This window comes from Brevundimonas sp. NPDC055812, assembly GCF_053616535.1.
Window position 1 is genome coordinate 136,258 of the sequence record NZ_JBSHDX010000002.1, and the last position, 23,867, is coordinate 160,124.

The 23,867-nt window shown below is 66.6% G+C and carries 17 protein-coding genes; 8 read left to right on the forward strand and 9 right to left on the reverse strand.

Features of this window, described 5'->3' with window-relative positions:
* Nucleotides 1-111 precede the first annotated feature (111 nt).
* The 5 genes from ACWGL1_RS03600 to ACWGL1_RS03620 form a co-directional block, all read right to left on the reverse strand.
* Nucleotides 112-1,458, reverse strand: coding sequence for a spinster family MFS transporter (locus tag ACWGL1_RS03600; protein ID WP_343829083.1), 1,347 nt, complete (start codon nt 1,456-1,458; stop codon nt 112-114).
* A gap of 43 nt (nt 1,459-1,501) precedes the next feature.
* Nucleotides 1,502-1,927 (reverse strand): nuclear transport factor 2 family protein, encoded by a 426-nt coding sequence (locus ACWGL1_RS03605; protein ID WP_452111202.1) that lies wholly within the window; start codon nt 1,925-1,927, stop codon nt 1,502-1,504.
* A gap of 16 nt (nt 1,928-1,943) precedes the next feature.
* Nucleotides 1,944-3,092, reverse strand: coding sequence for a hypothetical protein (locus tag ACWGL1_RS03610; RefSeq protein WP_452111203.1), 1,149 nt, complete (start codon nt 3,090-3,092; stop codon nt 1,944-1,946).
* A gap of 65 nt (nt 3,093-3,157) precedes the next feature.
* On the reverse strand, nt 3,158-5,326 hold the full coding sequence (locus tag ACWGL1_RS03615) for a TonB-dependent receptor (protein ID WP_452111204.1): 2,169 nt from the start codon (nt 5,324-5,326) through the stop codon (nt 3,158-3,160).
* Nucleotides 5,327-5,503: 177 nt separating this feature from the next.
* The gene (locus ACWGL1_RS03620) at nt 5,504-7,966 is read right to left on the reverse strand and encodes a TonB-dependent receptor (protein ID WP_452111205.1); all 2,463 of its coding nucleotides are present in this window, start codon (nt 7,964-7,966) and stop codon (nt 5,504-5,506) included.
* A gap of 143 nt (nt 7,967-8,109) precedes the next feature.
* Between ACWGL1_RS03620 and ACWGL1_RS03625 the strand changes: the two genes are divergently transcribed.
* Entirely contained in the window at nt 8,110-8,754 is a 645-nt protein-coding gene (locus ACWGL1_RS03625; RefSeq protein WP_338575892.1) for a TetR/AcrR family transcriptional regulator, read from the forward strand.
* Nucleotides 8,755-8,768: 14 nt separating this feature from the next.
* Here ACWGL1_RS03625 and ACWGL1_RS03630 read toward each other — a convergent pair whose 3' ends face one another.
* Genes ACWGL1_RS03630 through ACWGL1_RS03640 form a run of 3 tightly spaced genes read right to left on the reverse strand, consistent with a single transcriptional unit; the run spans nt 8,769 to nt 12,549 of the window.
* The gene (locus ACWGL1_RS03630) at nt 8,769-10,166 is read right to left on the reverse strand and encodes an aldehyde dehydrogenase family protein (protein ID WP_452111206.1); all 1,398 of its coding nucleotides are present in this window, start codon (nt 10,164-10,166) and stop codon (nt 8,769-8,771) included.
* On the reverse strand, nt 10,157-11,302 hold the full coding sequence (locus ACWGL1_RS03635; protein ID WP_338575888.1) for an SO2930 family diheme c-type cytochrome: 1,146 nt from the start codon (nt 11,300-11,302) through the stop codon (nt 10,157-10,159). Before ACWGL1_RS03635 ends, ACWGL1_RS03630 begins: the two co-directional genes overlap by 10 nt.
* 8 nt (nt 11,303-11,310) lie before the next feature.
* The gene (locus ACWGL1_RS03640) at nt 11,311-12,549 is read right to left on the reverse strand and encodes a parallel beta-helix domain-containing protein (RefSeq protein WP_338575886.1); all 1,239 of its coding nucleotides are present in this window, start codon (nt 12,547-12,549) and stop codon (nt 11,311-11,313) included.
* A gap of 332 nt (nt 12,550-12,881) precedes the next feature.
* Here ACWGL1_RS03640 and ACWGL1_RS03645 point away from each other — a divergent pair, with 332 nt between their 5' ends.
* The 7 genes from ACWGL1_RS03645 (at nt 12,882) to ACWGL1_RS03675 (ending at nt 22,899) form a co-directional block, all read left to right on the forward strand.
* Nucleotides 12,882-14,102 carry a hypothetical protein gene (locus tag ACWGL1_RS03645; RefSeq protein ID WP_452111207.1) on the forward strand — a complete coding sequence of 407 codons (1,221 nt, stop codon included), beginning with the start codon at nt 12,882-12,884 and terminating at the stop codon, nt 14,100-14,102.
* Nucleotides 14,103-14,202: 100 nt separating this feature from the next.
* Nucleotides 14,203-17,256 (forward strand): TonB-dependent receptor, encoded by a 3,054-nt coding sequence (locus tag ACWGL1_RS03650; protein WP_452111208.1) that lies wholly within the window; start codon nt 14,203-14,205, stop codon nt 17,254-17,256.
* Between the two features lie 111 nt (nt 17,257-17,367).
* Nucleotides 17,368-19,002 (forward strand): alkaline phosphatase D family protein, encoded by a 1,635-nt coding sequence (locus ACWGL1_RS03655; protein ID WP_452111209.1) that lies wholly within the window; start codon nt 17,368-17,370, stop codon nt 19,000-19,002.
* A gap of 69 nt (nt 19,003-19,071) precedes the next feature.
* The gene (locus ACWGL1_RS03660) at nt 19,072-20,100 is read left to right on the forward strand and encodes an Ldh family oxidoreductase (RefSeq protein ID WP_452111210.1); all 1,029 of its coding nucleotides are present in this window, start codon (nt 19,072-19,074) and stop codon (nt 20,098-20,100) included.
* 102 nt (nt 20,101-20,202) lie between these two features.
* Entirely contained in the window at nt 20,203-21,132 is a 930-nt protein-coding gene (locus tag ACWGL1_RS03665) for a dihydrodipicolinate synthase family protein (protein ID WP_452111211.1), read from the forward strand.
* A 12-nt stretch (nt 21,133-21,144) separates the two neighbouring features.
* Complete coding sequence (locus tag ACWGL1_RS03670) at nt 21,145-22,143, forward strand: 4-hydroxyproline epimerase (RefSeq protein WP_452111212.1); 999 nt, start codon at nt 21,145-21,147, stop codon at nt 22,141-22,143.
* Nucleotides 22,144-22,230: 87 nt separating this feature from the next.
* Nucleotides 22,231-22,899, forward strand: a complete 669-nt coding sequence (locus tag ACWGL1_RS03675; RefSeq protein ID WP_291781730.1) for a GntR family transcriptional regulator — start codon at nt 22,231-22,233, stop codon at nt 22,897-22,899.
* Between the two features lie 9 nt (nt 22,900-22,908).
* Here the strand turns inward: ACWGL1_RS03675 and ACWGL1_RS03680 are convergent, their stop codons facing one another.
* Nucleotides 22,909-23,787, reverse strand: a complete 879-nt coding sequence (locus ACWGL1_RS03680; protein WP_452111213.1) for a TSUP family transporter — start codon at nt 23,785-23,787, stop codon at nt 22,909-22,911.
* Nucleotides 23,788-23,867 lie beyond the last annotated feature (80 nt).

Consider the following 23,867-nt stretch of genomic DNA (forward strand, 5'->3'; position numbering starts at 1 on the left):
CACCACCCCCGGCGACACAAGCGCACCCGGCCCCCCCCGCCGCACCCCCCCCCACCCCCCGCCCGGGTCCGACGGGGAGGGGGTAGTGCTTAGGCCGGATAGGCCGGAGCCTCAGACCGCCTCCGCCTCGGCGCGGTCGTTGTCCTGCACGGCGGCGATGATGGCCTTGCGGGCCAGCAGCAGCAGGCAGATCCCGATCGTCAGCGACAGGGCCGTCACCAGGGCCAGGGCCTTGCCCAGGCTGGTGGGGCCGTCGAACAGGTGCTCGCTGACGAAGCCGGTGAGCAGCGGGCCCAGACCCATGCCGGCCATGTTGGCCACCAGCAGATAGATGGCGGTCATTCGCCCGCGCATGGTGGCGGGCGTCAGGATCTGCAGCGTGCCAGCCTGCAGCCCGCCGATGGTCGAGACCGTGGCCATGCCCGCGGCCGCCAGGATCAGGGCGACGGTCGTATCGCTGACCAGATAGGCGCCGATCATCAGGGGGAACTGGATGATGGCCGAGGCCACGACCACACGCACCGGGGCGTCCGGATGGCCGCGCTTGGCCGATCGGTCGGAGAGCAGGCCGCCGACCGCCAGGCCGATGGTGCCGAACAGGCCGATGATGACGCCGAAAGCCAGGCCGAGTTGGGCCGGGCTCATGCCATGGGCGCGGGCGAAGTGGACGGGCGCCCACAGCATGGCGCCGTAGGCGGCGATGACGATGATGGAGTAGCCGATGACCACCGCGCCGAAAGCGGCCTTGTGCCTCATCGCCAGGGCCCACAGGGCGCTCAGCGGCGGAGCCTTGGCGGCGCCCTGACGGCGCGGCGCCTCCCGCACGGTCAGCAGCATGACGACGGCCAGGGGAACGCCCAGCAGGCCCACGGCGACGAAGGCCAGGCGCCAGCCTGTCAGTTCGCCCCAGGGCATGGGGATGACCGTGGCCATCGCCCAGGCGACCAGCACGCCCCCGAACAGCATGGCCGCGCCTCCGCCCAGCGAGACCCCCATGTTGTAGAGGCTGACGGCGAAGCCCAGCTTTCGCTTCTCGAAGCGGTCGGCGATGGTGGAATAGGCGGCGGGAGACAGGGTGGCTTCGCCGATGCCCACCATGGCGCGGGCGGCCAGAAGGCTGAGAAAGCCGCCGGCGAAGCCGCTGAGGGCGGTGGCCGCGCTCCAGCCTAGGACGCCGCCGACCATCAAGTTCCGACGGTTGCCGTTGTCGGCGATCGAGCCGAACGGCACGCCCATGATCGAATACAGCAGCACGAAGCCGAAACCGACCAGCAGGCCGACCTGGGTGTCGCCCAAGCCCAGTTCGCTGCGGATCGGGTCGATCATCAGGCTGATCAGCACCCGGTCCATGAAGGACAGCATGTAGGCGACCATCAGCACGAGGACGACATAGATGGCGTAACGCGGACGCGCGGAGACGGCGGGCGACGTGGCGGAAGGGGGCGGGGCGGTGGTCATCCGCGAACTCCTGGATACTGGGGCGGGAAGGGGGGCGGGCGCATCAGGCGGCGGCCGCGTCGGCCTGGGCGCGCCAGGCGATAAGCGGGGCTGAGTCGAAATACTCCTCCAGCCGGATGATGCGGTCGTCTTGAATCTGGCAGACCAGAACGGCGGGCAGGATGAGAACCGGTCCCGCCTTGTGCGTGGCGTGCAGCACGTGCTGCTGCACATAACCGCCTGGGCGGTTCGGGCCGCCGGGCAGGATACGGACGCGGCGGTCCTCATAACGACGCTCTGAAGTCTTGGCGACGAAGGCGGCGAGGACGGCCAGATTGGCCTCGCGGTTCACAGCGACGCCTGCGGTGTTCAGCCAGACTTCGGCTTCGGAATGATAGCAGGCCTTCACCGCCTCGATATCGCCGGCCCGGATGGCCGCGATGAAACGATCGGCCAGGGCGAGGATGCGGTCATCGTCGGGTGCGGTCATCGGGGGCGGCTCCAGGTCAGACGATCGGGTGGCTGATCGGCAGGCCGAAATGGCGCCGCCCGACCTGTTCGCGGGCGATGTCCCAGTCCCAGAAGGCGTGGGAGGCGACCGTCGCCAGATCTCTCCAGAAACGCTGGATCGGCTGGTCGTGATGATAGTTGGATGAGCCGGCGCCGGCCATCATCGCCTGCATGACCTCCCGACCCGTGCGCGCCAGATAGGCGGCCGATCCCTTGAGGGCGATCCGATCCTCGGTCGTGAATCCGGTCTGCACCAGGGCCTCGGTGCGGTCGATGTGGGCGCGGCCCAGAACATCGACGGCGCGCGTCGCGATCTGCATCTCGCCCATGACGATGTGGGCGTGCTGCTGATCCTTGACCACGTCGCCCGAGAAGTTGCGCACGCGCCGGTCGACGATTGCTTCAAAGGCGCTCAGGGCGCCTTTCAGCCCGCCGGTCAGCACCGGAACGATCGTCGTGTAGGACATGGGCACCAGGGGGATGGCGTACAAAGGATTGTCGTAAAGCGCCGTGCCGTCCGTCGCCCCCTTGCGCAGGGCGACGCCGTCGATGGAGCGGTGGTCGGGCACGAAGACGTTTTCGGCGACGATGTCGTTGGAGCCCGTCCCGGCCATGCCCGTGAAGCGCCAGGTGTCCACGACGGTGACGTCCGCGACCGGCATGACGAAGCTGCGCGGCGTCTTCTCATGCGTCATGCCCGAAACCATGACCCAGTCGGCGTGCATCACGCCCGAACCCCAGGGCGCGCGGCCGGAGATGATCCAGCCGCCCTCGACGGGCTCGGCCTTCATGGTCGGAGCGGTGGCGGCCGGCAGCAGGACGAAGCCGCGCGGACCGAACAACTCATCCTGCGCCTGGGGCGTCAGCTTGGCGGCGTAAAGGTTGTGGCCGATGTAGAAGGAGGCGATCCAGGCGGTCGAGATGCAGCCCTGCGCCAGGACGTCGACGACTTCATAAACCGTCTTCAGATCGGATTCGGCGCCGCCCCAGCGCTTGGGGACCAGCATCTGCACAATGCCTGCATCGATCAGGTCGCGAATGGTGTCGTCGTGCGGACGGCGCAGGGCCTCGGTCTCGGCCGCGCGGGCCTTGAGCGTGGGCAGCAGATCGTGCGCCCGTCCGATCAGTTCGGAGGAGGAAGTCATGGCGGCTCGAAGGACGAAGTTGAGGTCGAAGGGGCCGACGCCTTGGCGATGTCGGCCCCCGATGATCAGAACGTCAGGCTGAGATCGACACCGATCTCGCGCGGCGGCTGATAGACTCGCGAGGCCAGCAGGTTGCCGACGCCGAAGGTGTTGTTGATCACCAGTTCGTCCGTCAGGTTCTTGCCCCACAGGCTGACGCGCCAGCGGCCGTCCGGCAGTTCCAGCGACAGGCTGCCGTCCACCACGGTGTTCGACTGACGCATGGTCAGATCCGTCGTGGCGTTCAGGGTGCTGAAGCTGGTGTACATGTCTGTCATGTGCCGCACGCTGGCCTGGGCCGTGACCCGACCGAAGTCGAAGTCGTCCTTGTAGTTGAAGGTGACGCTGTTGCTCCATTTGGGAGCGTAGGGCATCGGCAGATAGGTGCGGTCGATGACGCCCAGACCGTCGCCCAGATCGGCCATGAACTCGTCATAGCTGGCGTCCAGATAGCCGACGCTGGCCGAGACGGTGAAGACGTCGGTCAGCAGCGCCGTGGCCTCGGCCTCGAAGCCCGAGATGGTGGCCGCGCCCACATTGGCGACCAGCGTCTGGTTGATCAGCGTGCCGGGGATCAACTGCTGCACGCTTTGCTGCATGTCCTGGTAGTCGCTGGTGAAGACGGCGGCGTTCAGGCGCAGACGGCGGTTGAACAGGTCGCTCTTCACGCCGACTTCGTAGGAGTCGACCGTTTCGGAGTCATAGGGACCGACCGCCAGGAAGGACCCGGCGCGACCGTTGAAGCCCCCGGCGCGGAAGCCGCGCGAATACTGGGCGTAGGTCATCAGGGTGTCCGACCACTTGTAGCTGACCCCGACCTTGGGCGAGAAATCGTCGAAACTGGCTTCGAACGTCTCCGCGTTCGGATAGAACAGCGGCTGGGTGGTGAAGGTCTTCTCTTCCTTGCTGTAGCGGCCGCCGGCCGTCACGGTCAGGCCGGGCAGAACCTCATAGTCGGCCTGGCCGAACACCGCCCAGGAATCGGCCTTCTGCTGAGTGTAGATGGTCGATCCGGCGGTCGGCGAACCGAACACCGTGCCGAACTGACCCGTGGCGATGTCGTATTCCTGGGTCATGTAATAGGCGCCGACCACATAGGTCAGGGGGCCGTCGGTGTTGGACGCGAGGCGCAGTTCCTGGCTGAACTGGTCGTGCGTCTCGTCGCGGTGGACGGTCATGAACGGCGTAGGCGTGCCGTCGAAGTCGCTCAGCACCTCGGTGTCGGTCTTGCGGTAGCCGGTGATGGAGGTCAGCTTGACCGGGCCGAGGTCCCAGTTGGCGTTCAGGGTGACGCCCAGGGCCTCCAGGTCCGAGAAGATGTCGTCGCCGACGTGGCTGAGGAAGGGATCGCCGTCCGTATCGGCCGGCTCGCCGAACCCCGGCAGGACCATGGACGGCAGGCTGGCGTTCTCGAACGCCGTGCCGGTGCCCTTGTCCTTGGTGTAGTCGACGATCAGAGTGGCGTCGAAGCTCGCCGTCGGGGTCCACAACAGGGCGCCGCGCATCGAGGTGACGTCCTGGGCGCCCATGTCGCGGCCGTCGTAATTCTTGATGTAGCCGTCGTAGGTCTTGGTCAGGAACGAGAATTTCCCGGCCAGTTGATCCTCGATCAGGGCGCCTTCCACGCCGGCGCGCAGTTCCTGGCGGCCGTTGGAGCCGAACGTCGCCTGGGCGCGGGCGCCGAAGTCGAAGGAGGGGCGTCGCGACTGGACGCTGACCACGCCGCCGATGGTGTTGCGGCCGTATAGGGTTCCCTGCGGCCCGCGCAGTATGGTCACGCCGCCGATGTCGAAGAAGTCCTGCACCGCGCCGACGTTGCGCGACAGATAGACGCCGTCCAGCTCCACGCCGACCGACGGCTCGAAGCTGGATTCGACGTCGGCGTAGCCGAGGCCGCGGATGTAGAAGGCGCTGGCGAAGGGATAGGCGCCGACCGGGGCCAGGACCACGTTGGGCACCTTGCCGTCCAGGTTCAGCAGGCTCTCGACCTTGCCGTCCTCAAGCGATTCCATGCTGAAGGCGCTGACCGCCAGGGGCACGTCCTGCAGCCGTTGTTCCCGGCGTTGGGCGGTGACGACGATGTCTTCCACCGCGGCGGCGGGACCTTCCGAACCCGCCGTCTCCTGAGCCATGACGGGCGACGCGCCGATGGCGGCCAAGGCCGCGCCGCAATACAGCCAGCGTGAGAATTTCATTCCATCCCTCTCCTTGTTCTCGTTCTGAATGCGAGACAGAGGGATTGGCGCAGCAGTTTTCTATGTTGTCAAATTTACTAACGTTCTTTGTCAGTTTAATTGACTGTTTTGGTGGTGCGGCCGCGCCTGCCGAGGCGCCGCCTGGGACCGCCTTTGCGCCGCCCCAGGCGAGACCCGTCAGTAGGTGTAGGTCAAATCGACGCCCCACATTCTGGGTTCGGTGATGTTCACGAACGGAGTGCCCAAGGTGGTGGCGGTGATGTTGTTCACGCCCGTCACATACTGGTTGTCGAACAGGTTGTTGACGTAGAAACCGACCTGATAGCGCTCGTTTGAGTTGCGCCAGTAGAGACGAACGTCCGTTCGGTTCTGCGCCTCGGATGGATCGAACCAGGGGGTCTGAAGGCAAGAGCCCTGGCCCGTGGACGTCTTGTTGCACCGGCCTTCGCCGCGATAGGCGTGGATCAGCTGCATGTCGAGCGAGCCGGCGGCGCCGAGGTCCCGCCGATAGGAGGCGCCCGCCGCCGCCGACCACAGCGGCTCGCCGGTCGGCTGCCCGGCCAGATCGCCGTCGTCGGTCATCTTTCGCTTGTAGGTGGCGTCGATGTACTGGGCGTTGGCGAACAGGTTCAGACCGTCCAGGGGCTGGACGTCCAGCTGCATGTCGACGCCCCAGGCGGTGTCGTCGCTGGTCTCGACCAGATACTGCGGCACGCTGGACCCCGCCGGGGTGACCAGCCGGATCGACTGCTTGCCGTCGTAGTCATACTGGAAGGCCGAGATGTTGAGGCGGGCGTTGGGGCCCAGGCTGCTCTTCAGCCCGATCTCGAAATTCTGGACATCCTCATTGTCGAAACGCGAGGCGACCTCGACGCTGTTGAAGCCCCCGGCCTTGTAGCCCTTGGCGTAGGAGAAGAAGACCATGGCGTTGTCGGTCAGGTGATAGTCGGCGACGAAGCGCGGGCTGAGGTCGGACCAGGAATCGGACAGCTTGCAGGCCACGCCTTCCTGCACGGTGACGCCGTTGTCGCACTCGACCCCGGCCAGGCCGGACAGGTCGAAGACGAAGTCGGAATACAGATAGCCCAGCGCCGGTCCCATATAGGTATCCAGCACGAAGTTGATCGTGGGGTCGTTGAGCACGGCGTCCAGTTCGGGCGCGACGCGCGGGCCGTTCAGCCACTGGAACGTCTTCTTGTCGCGGGTATAGCGCAGGCCGAACGTAAGGTTCAGGCGGTCGTTGGCGGCCCAGATGACGTCGGCGAAGAGGGCGGTCGCGTCGAAATCACCCTCGTTGATCATGTCCTCCTGCCAACTGTGGCCCAGCGTGCTGGCGGGGATGCCGGCCATGTCCAGAATCATGTCGGCCAGCGTGAACAGCGGCTGCCCGGCCGCATTGGTCAGGATGGTGTTGATGCTGTCGGTGGTGGCGTAGGTGTCGCTGCGCTGTTCGGCGTGTTCGCTGTAGTAGCTGGCGCCGGCGATCCAGTTGAACGCGCCGTGTTCGCCGGCGAAACGGAATTCCTGGTACCAGGACCGGTTCTTTTCGCGGTTGTTGGTGTCGAAATACAGGTCCGGCCGGTTGGTGCCGTCCTCGTCCTCGCGGTTCTCGGTGCTGAAGCGGCGGGCCGAGGTCAGGGAGGTGAAGTCGATGTCGCCGAAGGCGTGGGTGATGGTCAGCGTGCCTTCGTCCAGGCGACGCGTCTCGTGATTGTCGATGACGTCGTTGCGGATCTTGGCCTTGAACGGATCGAGGTAATCCGCCGGATCGGGCGGGAAGGCCGGCAGGCCGGGCGCTGCGGGCAGGGGGGCGACGCCGATCGCCGGGCGAGCGTCCTGATCGATTTCGTCATGGGTCCAGCTGAGGATCATCTGCGTCTGGGGGCCGACGTCCCAGCGCAGGGCCGCGCGGGCGGCCCAATTGTCCTCGCGGTCATAGTCCTGGCCGGTGACGTCATCGATGAGCCAGCCGTCGCGACGGTTCACCAGCGCATTGACCCGCAGCGCCAGGACGTCGTTGATCGGCAGGTTGACCAGGCCCTCGAAGCGGCGCTTGTCGTAATCGCCCAGCCGGACGCCGAGGCGCGCCTCGAATTCGTCGCTGGGCTTGTTGGTGGTGATGGACACGGCGCCCGCGGCGCTGTTGCGGCCGAACAGGGTGCCCTGCGGCCCTTTCAGCACCTCGATCCGGGCGACGTCGCTGAACGCCAGCAGGCCGGCGCCCGAGCGCGCCGCATAGACGCCGTCGACATAGACGCCCACCGCCGGGTCGGTGCCGACGCCGAAGTCCGACGTCGAGACCCCGCGAATGCTGTAGTTCGCCTGCGTCGGGCTGGTGTTCGATACGGACAGGCCGGGCACGAAGGCCGAGATGTCGCCCATATCGTCCGCCGCCAGCGACTCCAGGGTCCTGGCCGTGACGACGCTGACGGTGATCGGGACTTCCTGCAGGCTTTGTTCGCGCCGTTGCGCGGTGACGACGACGTCATCAAGCGTCGTGGCCTCCTGCGCCCTGACATCCTGCGCCCTGACATCCTGCGCTCTGGCCTCCTGCGCTCTGGCCAGACCCGACGTCGCCAGGGCGGCGAGCGCCACGCTCCCCGCAAGCGTCGCCTTCAGACAGTGCTCCATCCTGATCATCGCAGCCCCTCCCAAAGCCCCGTTTTCTCAAACTTTACGAAACAGAATATTATTCCGTTTGACAAGGGGCTGCGCGCCGATGTGGCTTACAGAAAGGCGTCCAGTCGTGTTAGACGGCCTGCGGATTGGAATGGAGGGCGGCAGTGACCTCGCGCGCGTCGCAAGAAATCATCACCACGCTGGAACGGCGCACCGCGCCGATGCAGCAACGTGCGCGCGATCGGATCACTCGCGTGTTGGCGGCGACCGAGAAGCTCCTGGCCTCGACCTCCGTCGATACGATCACCACCAGCGCCATTGCGGCTGAAGCCAATGTGCCGGTCAGTTCGATCTATCGCTATTTCCCGAACGTCTTCGCCATCTACAAGGAGTTGTTCGAGACTCTGGTGGCGCAACTGCACGCTCGCATCGCCGAGATCATGGAGAACCCTCGGTTCACGTCGTGGCGCGAGCGCCATCTGCAGGTCATGCTGGCCCTGCGCAAGACGTTGGACGAGGACCCCGCCTATCGCCCCCTGTTCCATCTGATGCTGACGACGCGCGAACTGCGCATCGTCAAGGAACAGGCCAACGCCCAGATCGCGGCCTATCTGGCGGCGCGATGGGAGCAGGGGCTGGACGGCTTCCATGACGGCGCGCCCCTGGCCGTCGCCCGCATGGCGACTGAAATCTTCACCTCGTTCGAAACCCTGACCAGCGGCGAGGCCCAGTCGGAATGGACCGACCGCCTGTTCGAAGAGGCGACCGTGGCGCTGGAGCGCTATCTCTCGGCCTATCTGCAGGACTGATCCGGGCCGACGGCTCAGGCCAGGCGCCGGAACAGGGCCAGCTTGCCCTTGGTGAAGGGCGGATAGCGGATGCTGGCGTCCAGGGCGAAGCCGCGCCTCAACACGGCGCGCCGGTGGCTGAAGGCCTCGAAGCTGTAGCGTCCGTGGTAGGCGCCCATGCCGCTGGCCCCCACGCCGCCGAACGGCAGGTTCGGATTGGCCATGAAGATCACGGCGTCGTTGACGGTCGCCGAGCCGGATCGCGTCGAGGCGATGATCCGGTCAGCCGTCGTCTTGTTCCGGGTGAAGGCGTAGAGCGCCAGCGCGGGCGCGCGGGCGTTGATGGCCGCCAGGGGTTCGTCCAGCGTCTGATAGGGCAGGACCGGCAGGATCGGGCCGAAGATCTCCTCGGCCATCACTGGCGCATCGGCCGCGACATCCGTCAGGATGGTGGGCGCGACATAGCAGCCGTCGACATCGGCCTGGCCGCCCGTAACGGCGCGGCCGTCGGCCAGCAGCCTCTGCAGGCGCGCGGCGTGGCGCGGATTGATGATGCGGCCGTAGTCGGGGCTTTGCCGAGGGTCGAGGCCGAACATGGTCGTGACCGCGTGCTTCAGTTCGTCCAACAGCCGGGCCTCGACCGAGGCGGCGACATAGACGTGATCCGGCGCCACGCAGATCTGGCCTGCGTTCAGGAAGCGGCCCCAGACAATGCGCCGGGCGGCTACCGCCAGGTCGGCGGTTTCATCGACGATGCAGGGGTTCTGGCCGCCCAGCTCCAGCACGACCGGGGTCAGATGACGGGCCGCCGCCGCCATCACGATCCGGCCGACCCGTTCGCCGCCGGTGTAGAAGATCAGGTCGAACCGCTGGTCCAGCAGGGCCTTGGAGACGGCCGCGTCCCCTTCGACCACGGCGAAGGCGCGCGGGTCCAGATAGCGTTCGACCAGTCGTTTCAGCAGGGCCGAGGACTGGACCGCCATCTCCGAAGGCTTGATGACGGCGCAATTGCCCGCCGCGATGGCGCCGACCAGGGGGGCCAGAACCAGCTGGAAGGGATAGTTCCACGCCCCGATGATCAGGGTCACGCCGTAGGGCGCCGACTCGATGAAGCTCTTTCCGGGCTGGATCGCCAGGGGGGTGCTGGTCCGCTGGGGGCGGATCCAGCGGGCGACCTGTTTGCGCGCGAGCGCCGCCTCGCTGGAGACCAGATCGATCTCGGCGGTGCAGGCCTCGGCGAACGGCTTGCCCAGATCAGCCTTCAGCGCAGAGGCGATCTCCGCCTCGTTCTCGACCATCATCCGTTCGAGGGCGGCGAGCTGGGCGCGACGCCAGGCCAGGTCGCGCGTCAGGCCGCTGTCGAAGGCCGCGCGCTGGCGCTCCATGATCGCGGCGATCTGAGGGTCAGGGGTCTGGGCCGCGTCTAACGACATGATCCCTCCAATGAATCGATCCAGGACCGGATCAGGGCCACGCCTTCGTCATGGCGGGTCGAGCGGCCGATCTCGGGCATCATGACGGCCGGATGGGTCGAGCCCATGCGGTAGGCGATGATGGATTCGTCCGCCTTGCCTGGCACGATGTCGAAGCGCAGGTTCCCCGTGCCCGCGCCCGCCGCGACGGGCAGTTTGCACAGGCCGGCGGACCCTGACAGCGGCGAGGCCGCGTCCAGGTAGAGCCCTGAGGTGGCGGCGGCCCCCTTGGGGTTGTGGCAATGGCCGCAGTTGACGTCGAGATAGGCCCTGGCGCGCGCCTCGGTCGGCGCGGCGGCGTCCGTCCAGGACACCTGAAGCGGCGCCTGACCCGGATCGGCGACGCCCTTCAGATAGCCCATGGCGGTGAGGCGGCTCAGCTGGTTCTCCGACCCGTCCGAATAGGCGAAATCGCGGTTGAGCAGACGCGCCTTGGGGCCGATCGGCTGGATTTCGCGGGTGGCGACGTTGGTCGCATGGCAGGCGGAGCACTGGGTGGCGTTGGGAACGATGTAGGAGAAGGCTCCGTCCTTGCCGTCCTGACGGACCATGGTCAGGGGCACGACGGCGCCGATGCGATGCAGCACGGCGTCGGTTTGGGCGTCGTTCCACAGATAGGTCAGGGCGGTCCACCCCTCGGCCCTGCGGATCAGCAGGCGGGTCTCGATCATGCGGACCTGATTGAGCTTCAGGCCGTCGCCGGCATGGAATTGCGCCGGGTCCGCCTGTTGCAGCACCCGGCCCTTGGCGCCGGTCTGGTAGAAGAAGGTCTTGGTGATGACCGTGCCGACCGGGAAGGCCAGGGGGCCGTCCACCGTATAGTCGGCCGCGACGCCGGGCGGCATCCAGATGGTCCGCAGCTTCTGCGCATAGTCGGTGAACAGCGGCGTGGTCAGGTCATAGGGCGTCACGCGCGCGCCCAGGATCAGAGCGCCGTCCGACGTCTGGACCATGCCCCATTCCCGGAGCGACTTGGGGTTTTCGCTGTCGAAGTAGGTCGGTTCGGCCAGAGGCTGGGCCGGGGCGGAAGGCTTGGAGCAGCCTGCCGCTCCGATCAGGAGCAGCAGGCCGAGCGCGAGCAGACGAAGCGGGGTCATGGGCCGTGTCAGGCTGCGGGCAGGACGACGGGCGAGAGGCGGGGCAGGGTGCACCGATGCGGCGTCATGTCGGTGTTCGGATTGGCGTATTTGTTCGGCCCGTCGACGTTCAGAATCCCGGCGTCGCCGTTGTCGATGCAGATGCGCAGCTCCGCCGGCAACTGGCCGTTCACCAGCCGCTTGGGATTGACGTAGCCGTCCCACAGGATGTCGGGGAAGCGGCCGGTCGGACCGAACTTGGCGATGCGCAGGGCCTGGAATTCCATGCCGTCGGGCGCGTTGCCGCCGCCGCTGAAGCGGTTGTCCTTGATCAGGATGGCCTCGGGATAGGGGTCGAAGTCGCCGCTCATGGCGCTGTCGGAATAGCCGGCGGAGAACAGGGCCGAGATGATGATGTTGGCCGTCTTGTTGTCGGCGATGTCGTTGTCGAAGATTTCGACCTGATCGTTGGAGTTGACGATCACGCCCGTGCCCGCGGGCACGCTGGCGACCGGGGTGCCCGCGTGGCCGAAATTGCGCGTGTTGTTGGCGACGGCGCGGTTGTTGTAGACGCGCGTCCGATAGCCGGCCTGCTGAAGCTGGGGCATGTTGAAGACAAGGATGCCGCCGGTGTTGTTGGTGGCCAGGTTTTCATAGACGTCGGCGTCGATGCAGTTCTCGATCTCGATGCCGGCGACGTTGAACTCGGCCCGGTTGCGGCGGACCACCACATTCTGCGACTGACCGACATAGATGCCGGCGTCGGAGGCGCCGATCGCCACGCTGTCTTCGATCAGGACGTTCTTGGTCTGGACGGGGTAGATGCCGTAGGCGCCGTTTTCCGTCTTGGGTCCTTGGGTCCATTCCGTGCGGACCTTGCGGACGATGATGTTCTCGCCCTTGTTGATCTTGATGGCGTCGCCCTTGGTGTCCTCGATCGCCAGGTTTTCAATGGTGAAATTGCTGGCAGTGACCAGCAGGCCCTGGGCGCCGGCCGCCTGGTTGCGGAAGTTCAGGATGGTCTTGTCCATCCCCTGGCCGCGAATGGTCACCCCGTCGACCACCAGGCTCAACTCGGTGTCGATGGCGAAGACGCCGGCGGGGATTTCGATCACCGCGCCCGGCTTGGCGTCCATCAACAGCTCCATCAGTTCGTTCTGATAGGTTGTGTTCGCCTTCGCGAGGTCCGTGCCCTTCTCGGTCGGTTTCGACCCGCAGGCGCTCAGAAACAGTATCGCCGCGACCGGCAGCCAGATGCGCATTTTCATGATGTCCCCTCCAGAACGCTCGTGAGTGTTCGCCCAGCCGGAGGTTTTCATAAGGTTCCTCTTGCCGCAAGAAGAAAACGAAACTGTTTCCGTTTTTGAGTCCGTCAAACGAGTCATCGGGGTGATGTCGACCGCCTTCGACGCAAGGACCTTCACCCGCGCGTCGTGTGATACGCGCCGGTCGTCGCCGCCGCCGTCGTTGAATGCTCCGCATGGAGAGGGAAGGGCGCCGGATCGTCGCCTAAGCTTGGCGTGGCTGTAGTCGAAGCGTGAGCCGAACATCATGAATTCGCCCTAGAGCCCCTCTCCGTCGGAGGCGGGGATTCAAAGGCATGAAGTTCAGTGTTTCGCCGCGCGCCATAGCGCCTGTGACCATCGCGGCGTTGGCGCTGGCGACGGCCATGCTGATCGCTATCGCGCCGGGTTGGGCGCAGGCCGCCGATACGTCGACCGACCGCCGCGCCGTGGAGCGCCTGCCGTTGAACCAGAACGGCGGGACCTGGGATGCCGGCCATGTGCAGGGGGTCGCCGTCGATGTCGAAGGCGGCTTCATCTATTATTCCTTCACAAACCTGCTGGCCAAGTACGACCTTGAGGGGCGGCTGGTTGGGACGCTGGTCGGCTGGACCGGCCACCTGGGCGACCTGGCGCTCAACCCGGTCGACGGCAGGCTGTACGGCTCGCTGGAGTACAAGGCGGACGAGGCCTTCTACATCGCGGTGATTGATGTCGCGGGCCTGAATGAGGTCGGGGTCGAGGCCAGTCGCAGCGATCTGTTCAGGACGGTCCATCTGGCCGAGGTCGGACGCGATTACGCCGCCGACATGGACGGCGACGGGCGGTTTGACGGCGATACGGCGGACACGCGCGATCATCGCTACGGGGCCTCGGGCATCGACGGCGTGGCGTTCGGCCCGCGCTTCGGGCGCAGGGACGGACCGGTGCTGCTGACCGTCGCCTATGGCGTCTATGGCGATGTGACGCGGGCCGACAACGATCATCAGGTCCTGCTGCAATACGACATCGCCGCCTGGGACCGTTACGCCCGGCCGTTGTCAGAGGCCGCGCCGCACCGTGAAGGCCCCGCCGCCCTCGACGGCAAGTATTTCGTCCGCACCGGCAATACGACCTATGGGGTGCAGAATCTCGCCTACGACGCCGAAGCGGGCCGCTGGTTCATGGGCGTCTATCAGGGGCGCAAGCCCGAGTTTCCCAACTATCTGCTGTTCGCCGTCGACGCCGAGGCCAGGCCTGCGCGCGGCGATCTGATCGGTGTGCCCGCCGCGTCGGGCCAGGGCTGGGAGCAGGGGATGCTGCTGCCTCTGGCGCCGGACGGTCTGGAAGACCCGGCCACCGGCCTGCGCGGCTGGCGCTGGAAGGCGGACGTCGGCTTTCAACCGCTGGGACGCGGCCTCTTCTATGTGGCGGCGAATTCCGGCGGCAAGGGCGCTCAGACGGCTGACATCGCCCTGATGCGCTGGACCGGCGATCCGCAGGCGCCGTTCGCGCCCGTCGACGCCGAAGAGCGCCTGCGACGACTCTCCGCCCCCTGAGCCGCGCCTGACGGCTGCGTTCACCCCATCGGGCCGCCGTCACGGCGGCCTGCGACCCCTCGCTTTTTCCTCTCCTCCCCAGTTGTTCGAGTAGATTTCCATGAAGATCCGTTCCCGCCATCTCGCCAGCGCCAGCCCGCGAGCCCTGTTGTTGTATCCGCTGATGGCGGCGGCCTTCGCCGCCGTCGCGCCGCAGGCCGCCGCGGCGCAGGCCTCGGGCGAGGCTGCGGCCCAGTCGCCCGTGGCCGCCGGCGCCCTGCGCGGCCGGGTGTTCGACACCGCGACCGGCGAGTTCATCCGCAACGCCGAGGTTCGGGTCGAAGGCACCAGCCTGATCGCCTATTCCGGCGACGGCGGCGTCTTCCGCCTGAGCGGCGTGCCGGGGGGCGAGGTCGTGGTGGTGGTGCGCTACGCCGGTCTGCAGGAGGCGCGCGTGGTCGCCAGCGTGGGCGCGGGTCAGACGGCGATCGTCGATGTCGAACTGCAGGCGCCGTCCTACGGCGCGGCCGATGAGGTGGCCTCGGTCTCGGACATCGTGGTCACCGCCGCGCGCGGCGGTCAGGCCAAGGCGCTGATGGAGCGCCGCGTGGCGATGAACGCCAAGAACGTGGTCCCGGCCGACAACTTCGGCGCCCTGACCATGGGCGACGTGGGCGAGTTCATGAAGTCCATGCCGGGCCTGTCGATCGACTACACCGAGGTCGACGCCACCGCCGTGCGGATCGGCGGCCTGCCGCCCAAATATTCGACCTTCACCATGGACGGGGCCCGCATGGCCACGGCCACCTCGAACAACAATTCGGGGCGTCAGAACTCGTTCGAGCAGATGTCGATCACCGGCATCGAGACGATCGAGCTGAACCACACCCTGCTGGCCAGCATGGACGCCGACTCGCCGGGCGGCAGCATCAACCTGCGCAGCAAATACGCCTTCCAACTGCCTGAGCGTCAGCTACGCTTCCAGTTGGGCGGGGTGGCGACCTCGGACTCGGCCCTGTCGCGCCACTACATGCCCGACGACAAGAAGCACGCCAGCCTCTACCCCTCGGCCCAGTTCTCCTATGCCGACGTCTTCATGGACGGCCGTCTGGGCGTGGCCTTCAGCGCCAGCCACAACGCCAACTATGTGCAGCAGGACCGCATCCAGACCGACTGGTCCTATCTGGCCGACGGCCGGGTGCTGCCCTATCAGGTCATGTGGCGTCCGGGTCCGAAACTGACCAGCCGCACGGCCGCCAACCTGGCGCTGGACTACAAGTTCACCGAAGATCTGATCTTCTCGCTGCGTAGCAACTACTCCTTCTATGACGTGGAGTATTTTAACCAGTACACCTATCTGACCTTCGGCACGACGACGACGTCCTACGCCACGCCGGAGTCGACGGGCACGCACATTGTGGTCAATCCGGATGGCCGGAACACCCGTCTGCACACCGGCTATTCGCACCGCTACGCCGGGACGCCGACCTATCTGATCGCGCCGAAGCTGGAATATAAGGGCGAGACCTGGGAAGCCGCGCTGCGCGCCAGCTATTCCTCGGCGGAGTTCAACTTCCGCGACACCAGCAAGGGCTTCTTCCAGCGCACCGACAACCACCTGACGGGGATCGGTTTCGAGATGGAGCGCGACTCCACGGAGTCCAACGCCTGGTATCTGCGCCAGACAGCGGGCCGTTCGTGGAGCGACCCGATGAACTTCAACCGCGACATCTCCATCGGCAACAACATCCGCACGGCGGAGTCGGACGCTATCAACGACATGTATTCGTTGAACCTGGACGTGAAGAAGCGGCTGAGCCTGGGCGACGTCCACTTCACCCTGATGGGCGGGCTGGGCGCGCGCAGCAACGACTGGCGCACCGACGAGGGCTCGTTCCAGCAGTTCAAATATGTCGGCTCGACCGGCGACCTGACGCAGACATCGGCTGAGGCGGTCATCCCCTGGACCCAGAAATACCGCTTCGAGATGATCGGCTTCGATGCGGGGAACATGAACGCACAGGGCTGGCGCGCCGACAGCCACTACGGGATGTACGACATCTATCGCGAGCATCCCGAGTATTTCGTGGCGGATGAGATCGGCAACCTGAAGCGCCGTCTCGACAACAACAAGCGCGTCAAGGAAGACATCACCTCGGCCTATGTCGAGGCGCAGGCCGACGCCGGTCGCGCCCGTTTCGACCTGGGTCTGCGCTATGAGAAGACCGAGACGGCCTCGCGCGTGGCGATGATCCGCCCGCTCAAGGAGGTCACCGACGCCGGCTATTCGGTGAACACCATCGAAGGCCTGCTCTATCAGTACAACGACGGGACCTATCAGGACCGCAAGGGCGACTACGACGACTGGTTCTGGAGCGGCGGGGTCAAATACGACTTCACCGACAAGCTGGTCGGCCAGCTGTCCTTCAGCCAGGCGATCCTGCGTCCCGACTACGGCAATCTGGGCGGGGTGGTGTCGATCAATGACGACACCATGATCGTGACCGTTCCGAACCCGGAACTGAAGCCGGAGCGTTCGACCAAGTATTACGCCAGCCTGCAGTATTATCTGGCGCCGGCGGGCATCATCGGCCTGTCCGCCTATCAGCTGGACATGAACGACATGCAGGTCACCGGCATGACCGTGAACCCTGAGGATGTCGGCTTCGATCCGGCCGAGTACGCAGGCTACACCTTCCGCAGCGCCCAGAACCTGGATGGAACCAGCACCAATCGCGGCGTGGTGCTGGAATACAACCAGCAACTGACCTTCCTGCCGGGCGCCTGGCGCGGTCTGGGCCTGCACGGCTCGGTCACCTATCTGGACCCGGATGGCGAGCGTCAGGGCACGCCGAAGCAGGCGGCCAACTGGGGCGTCCGCTACAACATCGGCCGTTTCGACTTCCAGCTGAACGGCAACTGGCAGTCGAAGTATCGGGTCAGCGGACTGAACAATACGCCGACCACGCCGAACAACGGTATCCTGTATCACTCGCCGCGCGAGCTGTGGAACGTCAGCGTCAACTACAAGCTCAACGACCGCTTCGATCTGATGCTGGCGGGCCGCAACATCTTCAACGCGCCGGACATCATCTATTCCAACGAGCGCGAGCGGGTGCAGCAGTACACGGTCTACGGCTCGATGTGGAATATCGGCATCAAGGGCGTCTTCTGATCCGCCTGCACGTCTGAAGACCGGGCGGCCGCGTCGTCATGCGACGGCGCGGCCGCTCGAACCTTTTTCCAAGGGACGACGTCCCGGACCTTTCTCTTCAAAGGACATCCCATGGCCTTGAGGCTTGATCGACGGCGGCTGGTGATGGGCGGCGGCTTGGGCTTGGCGGCCCTGGCGCTGCCGGGCGGGGCGGCGCTGGCGAAGACCCTGTTGAGCGCGTCGGGCTTCACCCACGGCGTGGCCAGCGGCGAACCGGGGCCGGACTCCCTGCTGTTGTGGAGCCGCTACGTCCCCGCCGGGGAAGCGGGTGAAACGCGGCTCGACGCCGAGATCGCGCTGGACCCCGACTTCCGCCAGGTGGCGGCGCGCGGCGTGGTGCGCACGGGCGCCTATCGCGACTGGACCGTCAAGATCACCCTGAACGGGTTGGAGCCCGGCCAGACCTATTGGTACCGCTTCATCGGCCCGGATGGATCGCGCTCGCAGACGGGCAGGGCGCGGACCCTGCCGGTCGGCCGGGCCGAGCGGTTCCGCATCGGCCTGTTCTCCTGCTCGAACCTGCCCATGGGGTGGTTCAACGCCTATGCCCATGCTGCGGCGCGCGACGATGTCGACCTGTGGCTGCACGTCGGCGACTATGTCTATGAATACGGCATCGGCTCCTACGCCGCAGACGATCGCATCGCCGAACGCGTGGTCCTGCCGGCCCATGATCATGAGATGGTGGCGCTGGCCGACTATCGCCTGCGCTTCGCCTGCTACCGCGCTGATCCCGACCTGCAGGCCCTGCATGCGGCGGCGCCGATGGTCTGCGTCTGGGACGATCATGAATCGACCAACGACAGTTGGGAGGGCGGCGCCCAGAACCACCAACCGGCGACCGAAGGCGACTGGAGCACGCGCCGCGCCGCCGCCGTCCAGGCCTATCTGGAATGGATGCCGATTTCCGAAGAGCCGTGGAAATCCTATCCGATCGGCGATCTGGCGACCCTCTACCGCACGGAATCGCGTCTGATCGGCCGCACGCGTCAGGCCGATATCGGCGCCGCCTATCGCGAGGGGACCGAAGCCGCCCTGACCGCCTTCCGCGACGGCGTGTGGCGGGACGCCTCGGCCACCATGCTGGGCTCGACCCAGGAGGCCTGGCTGGCGCGCGAACTGCGCACCAACGCCCGGACCACGGCCTGGCAGGTGGTGGGCATGGGCACCATCATGGGCCGCACCGTCATGCCTGGGGATGCGCTGGACTGGCTGCGGCCGGATCTGAGCGAGGGCGCCGTTCGGTCCTTCGCCAACGCCGCGCGGGCAGGGCGGATCGGCTTGCCGATGTGGATGGACCGCTGGGACGGCTATCCGGCGGCGCGCTCGCGCTTCCTCAAGGCGGCTCAGGCGGCCGACGCCGATCTGGTCATGCTGTCCGGCGACAGCCACAACGCCTGGGCCTTTTCTCTGTCGGAAGACGGTCGTCCGGCCGGCGTGGAGTTCGCAGGTCAGGCCGTGACCTCCAACGGGATGGAGAAGCAGTTGGGCGTCGCGCCGTCGGTCGCCGCTCGATCCTTCGTCGCCGCCAATCCGGAAATGGCCTGGGCCCAGCCCAGCGGGCGCGGATACATGATGATCGACATCACGCCAGAGCGCGTCGGCGGCGAGTGGATCTTCATGGAGACCGTCAAGGCGCGCACCTCGGCCGTCGCAGGCGTGCATCGGATGACGGTCGACAAGGGCCGACGCCGCTTCACGGCCTGAGCCCGTCGGACTTGATGTTTCCGGCGCGCCCCAGCAGTATCGTATACGATTCAGGCGCGGGAGAGCGATGTGAGCGTGTTCGAGGCCCAGGAGACGGTCGCCCTGTCGATCGAAGAGGTGTTCGCCCTGTCGCGGCGGGTGCTGACGGGGGCCGGCCTGTCGGCCCCGCACGCTGAGGCGGTGGCCCGCGTCATCACGGCCGGCGAGCGGGACGAGTGTGCGTCTCACGGGCTCTATCGCCTGCCGGGCTGCGTCATGACGATCCGCTCGGGCAAGTTGTCGCCGGATGCGGAGCCTGTCATCACGGACGCCTCGCCCGCCCTGGTGCGGGCTGATGCGGGCCATGGCTATTCCTTGCTGGCGTTCGAGCGGGCCGCGCCTCTGCTGGCGGAAAAGGCCAGGGCGGTCGGGGTTGCGGCCCTGGTCATCAACAACTGCTTCCACTTTTCGGCCCTGTGGCCCGAAATCGAGCAGTTGACGGACATGGGCGTGGCGGCCCTGGCCATGACGCCCAGCCATTCCTGGGTGGCGCCCGCCGGGGGAAGGCGCGGCCTTCTGGGCACCAATCCGATCGCCTTCGGCTGGCCGCGTCCGGGGCCGCACCCCTATGTCTTCGACTTCGCCACGAGCGCCATCGCACGCGGGGATATGGCGCTGCACGACATCGCCGGGAAGCCGATCCCCGAGGGCTGGGGCGTTGACGCCGAAGGACGTTCGACCACGAACGCCCGCGAGGCCCTGGACGGCGCCATGCTGACCTTCGGCGGACACAAGGGCTCGGCCCTGTCGACCATGATCGAACTGATGGCCGGGCCGCTGATCGGGGATCTGACCAGCCGGGAGTCCATGGCTTTCGACGACGGCGCCAAGGCGGCGCCGATGCACGGCGAACTGATTCTGGCGTTTGATCCCGCCATCATGGGCGGCGGCGACGCCGAGGCGAACGCCGCCCGCGCCGAGACCCTGTTCGCCGCCTTCGCTGATCAGGGCGCGCGCCTGCCGTCACAGCGCCGCTATGAGGCCCGCGCCCGCAGCCTGGCGCGCGGCGTGCGCACGCCCAAGGTGCTCTACGACCAGATCCTGGCTCTCGGGTTCTGAGCCCGGCCGGAAGCGACCGACCGCGCCGCAGAGGCTGTAGACCGCTTGACTTAATCTGTAATCAGATATCGTATACGATTGTTGTTTGAGGAGGAGTTGTTCATGGCTGGGGCGAAGTTGGACTGGACCGGGGTGATCCCGGCGGCGACCACGCAATTCGACGAAGGACTGGGGGTCGATCTGGACGCCACCCAGACGGTGCTGGACGGTCTGATCAAGGACGGCGTCGACGGCATCATCGTCATGGGCACGGTCGGCGAGAACAATTCGCTGGAGCCGGAAGAGAAGCGCGCCGTCCTGAAGGCGGCGGTCGAGGTCGCCGCAGGACGCGTGCCGATCATCACTGGGGTCAGCGAACTGACCACGGCGCGGGCCGAACGCTACGCCAGGGACGCCGAGGCTATCGGCGTCGACGCCCTGATGGTGCTGCCGGCCATGGTCTATGTGCCGACACAGGCGGAGTTGGAGGCGCATTTTCGCGCCGTGGCGGCGGCCAGCGGCCTGCCCAACATGCTTTACAACAATCCGCTGATGTATCGGCAGACGCTGAACAACGACGACCTGCGTCGTCTGTCTGACGTGCCCAACATCGTGGCCCTGAAGGAAAGCGCTCCGGATTCGCGGCGCATCACCGACATCGTCAACGAGTTGGGCGACCGCTATTCGCTGATGGTCGGCCTGGACGATGTGGCGCTGGAAGGTCTGATCCTGGGCGCCAAGGGCTGGGTCTCGGGTCTGACCAACGCCTTCCCCGAAGAGTCGGTGGCCCTGGTCAAGGCGGTCAAGGACGGCGATATCGCACGCGCGCTGGAGATCTATCGCTGGTTCATGCCGCTGTTGCACCTGGATTCGGTGTCGGACCTGGTGCAGTCGATCAAGCTGTCCGAGACCATCATGGGTCGGGGAACCGAGCGGGTCCGCATGCCGCGCATGCCGCTGGCGGGCGCGCGCCGGGCCGAGGTCATCGCCATGGTCGAGAAGGCGGCGGAGACTCGCCCCATCGGTTCGGGCAAGGCTGTGAAGATCGTCTGATCCGGAGTCCCGATGCGCGACGTCTTCTTCTGCATTGACGGTCATACCGCCGGCAACCCGGTCCGCCTGGTCGCCGGCGGTGCGCCCCTGCTGTCAGGGGCCAGCATGGCCGAGCGGCGGCTCGACTTCCTTAGCCGCTATGACTGGATCCGCACTTCCCTGTGCTTCGAGCCTCGCGGCCACGACATGATGAGCGGCGGCTTCCTGTATCCGCCGACCCTGCCGCATGCGGATGCGGGCATATTGTTCATCGAGACCAGCGGCTGCCTGCCCATGTGCGGCCACGGGACCATCGGGATGATCACCTTCGGGCTGGAGCACGGTCTGATCCGGCCGCGCACGCCGGGGCGGTTGAAGGTCGAGGTTCCGGCGGGCGTGCTCGACATCGCCTATGAGACCGAGGGCGATCGCGTGACCTCGGTGCGCATCCGCAACGTCCCGGCCTATCTGGCGGCCGAGGGGATCGAAATCGACGTGCCGGGCCTCGGCCCGCTGAGCGTCGATGTCTCCTACGGCGGCAACTACTACGCCATTGTCGAGCCGCAGGGCGCCTACGCCGGGCTGGATGATCTGGGCGCCGGCCGCATCATCGAACTGAGCGGTCTGGTGCGCGAGCGGGTGCGGGCGGCCTTCCATCCGGTGCATCCGGACGAGCCCTCGATCAACGGCGTCAGCCATGTCCTGTGGGCTGACAAGCCGAAAGGGCAGGGGGCCGACGGCCGCAACGCCGTCTTCTATGGCGACAAGGCCATCGACCGCAGCCCCTGCGGCACCGGCACCTCGGCGCGACTGGCGCATCTGCACGCCAGGGGGCGGTTGAAGGTCGGCGACGCCTTCGTCCACGAAAGCTATATCGGCAGCCGTTTCATCGGCCGCGTCGAGGCCGAAACGACGGTGGGCGACCACAAGGCGATCGTGCCCTCAATCGAGGGATCGGCCGTCGCCACGGGTTTCAACACCATCTGGGTGGATCGTCGCGATCCCTTCTGGGCGGGCTTCCAGGTCGTCTGAGGGAGTTCCGCATCGTAATTACGGCCGTCGCGCGGTATGGCTGGGCCGGGCGACCAGCCCAGCCTTTTCGACTCGATGAACTCCCGCATGGCCGCATCCCCGCTTGAAGTCCGCACCCTGTCCGATCGCCTGATGGAGGTGGTGCGCGACATGATCGTGTCCGGGGCGATCGCGCCCGACGTGCCCATTCGGCAGGATGGTCTGGCGGCCGATCTGAACGTCTCCAAGATTCCCCTGCGCGAAGCGCTGGTGCGGCTGGAGCAGGACGGTCTGGTGGTGTCGCACCCCAACCGCGGCTTCTTCGTGCGCGGCATGAGCGCCGCCGAGGCTGAGGAAATCTATGAGCTGCGCCTGAAGCTGGAGCCCGAAGCGGCGGCTGAGGCCTGCCTCAGCGCCGACGAGACCCGGCAGGAGACCGCCCGGCGGGTGCTGGCCGAACTCAACGCGGCGGCGGCGGCCGGTCTGCCGACGGTCGGAGCGCTGAATCGCGCCTTCCACATGGCCCTGGTGCAGCCGGGCCGACGCGCCCTGACCACGGAAATCACCGCCCGTCTTCACGTCATGGCCGACCGCTATGTCCGCAAGCACCTGGAGCACAAGGGCCGTCACCTGACGGCCGAGGCGGAACATCATGAGATCCTGCAGGCGTGGCTGAACCGGGACGCCGCAGCGGTCCGCCGCCTGGTGGCCGAGCACCTGCAACATACCCTGTCCGACCTTCGCCAGGAGTTCGGACAGGAAGAGGGGCGGGACTGATCGAAAGCCTCACCCCTGTTCGGCGGCGGCAGCCTCCGGGCGAGCCTTCAGTGCGGTCGTCAACAGGCTGACAGCCGCATAGAGCACCACGGCCACCACGCCCCAGCGCAGCACGGTCAGCGGCAGGGAGGTGATGACGAAGGCGGCCAGCAGCACCGCCGGTATGCCCCCGATCGCCATGCCCAGCACCAGCCGCAGGTCGATGCGCTCGCTCCTGATGAATCGCAGGCTCGACACCGGCATCAGGAAGGCGCAGGCGCCCATCATGATGGGGAAGGCCGCCGTGGGGTTCATCCCCATCAGGCTGAGCATGATCAGGGACGGCGCATAAAGGCCGATCCCGAAGCTCATCAGCGCGCCCATGATCAGGTGGGCGACGACGGCGACGACGAACAGGCCGCCGCCCAGCGATACGGCTTCGCCGCCCGCCGGCATCAGGTTCAGATTGGTCATGGCGTATAGGGCGGCGGCGATCAGCAAGGCTGCGCCCACCACCATCTGCACCGCCCGCACCGGCAGACGCAGCACGATCGGCGCGCCGATGACCGCGCCCAGGATGGAGGCGCCGATACAGGCGATCAGCAGCACCGGGTCGACCTGGATCAGCTTCATGAAGACCAGCCCCTGCATCACCGTCGGCAGACAGTGGCCGGCGTTCAGCACGGCGGGCAGGAAGCTGTCGGGGACCAGCTTGCGGAACCGCAGCCAGGCCGTCGTCGGCGCGAAGGACCCGATGCCCAGGGCGTCGAAGAAGTTGGCCACAGCGCCGATCGCCACGCCCTCGGCCCTGGGCCTCAAGGCGCCGCGCGCCTTGGCCGTGCGCACCAGTTGGACGGCGTAGCAGGCGGCCAGCACCGCCAGCGCCGTCAATAGAACGGCTACGATCATGTTTCCCTCCCCCGAGGTTTCGCCGCCCTTGCCGGGCGGTTCGAGCCGAAGGAGAACATGAGCTTAAATCAGATACAATA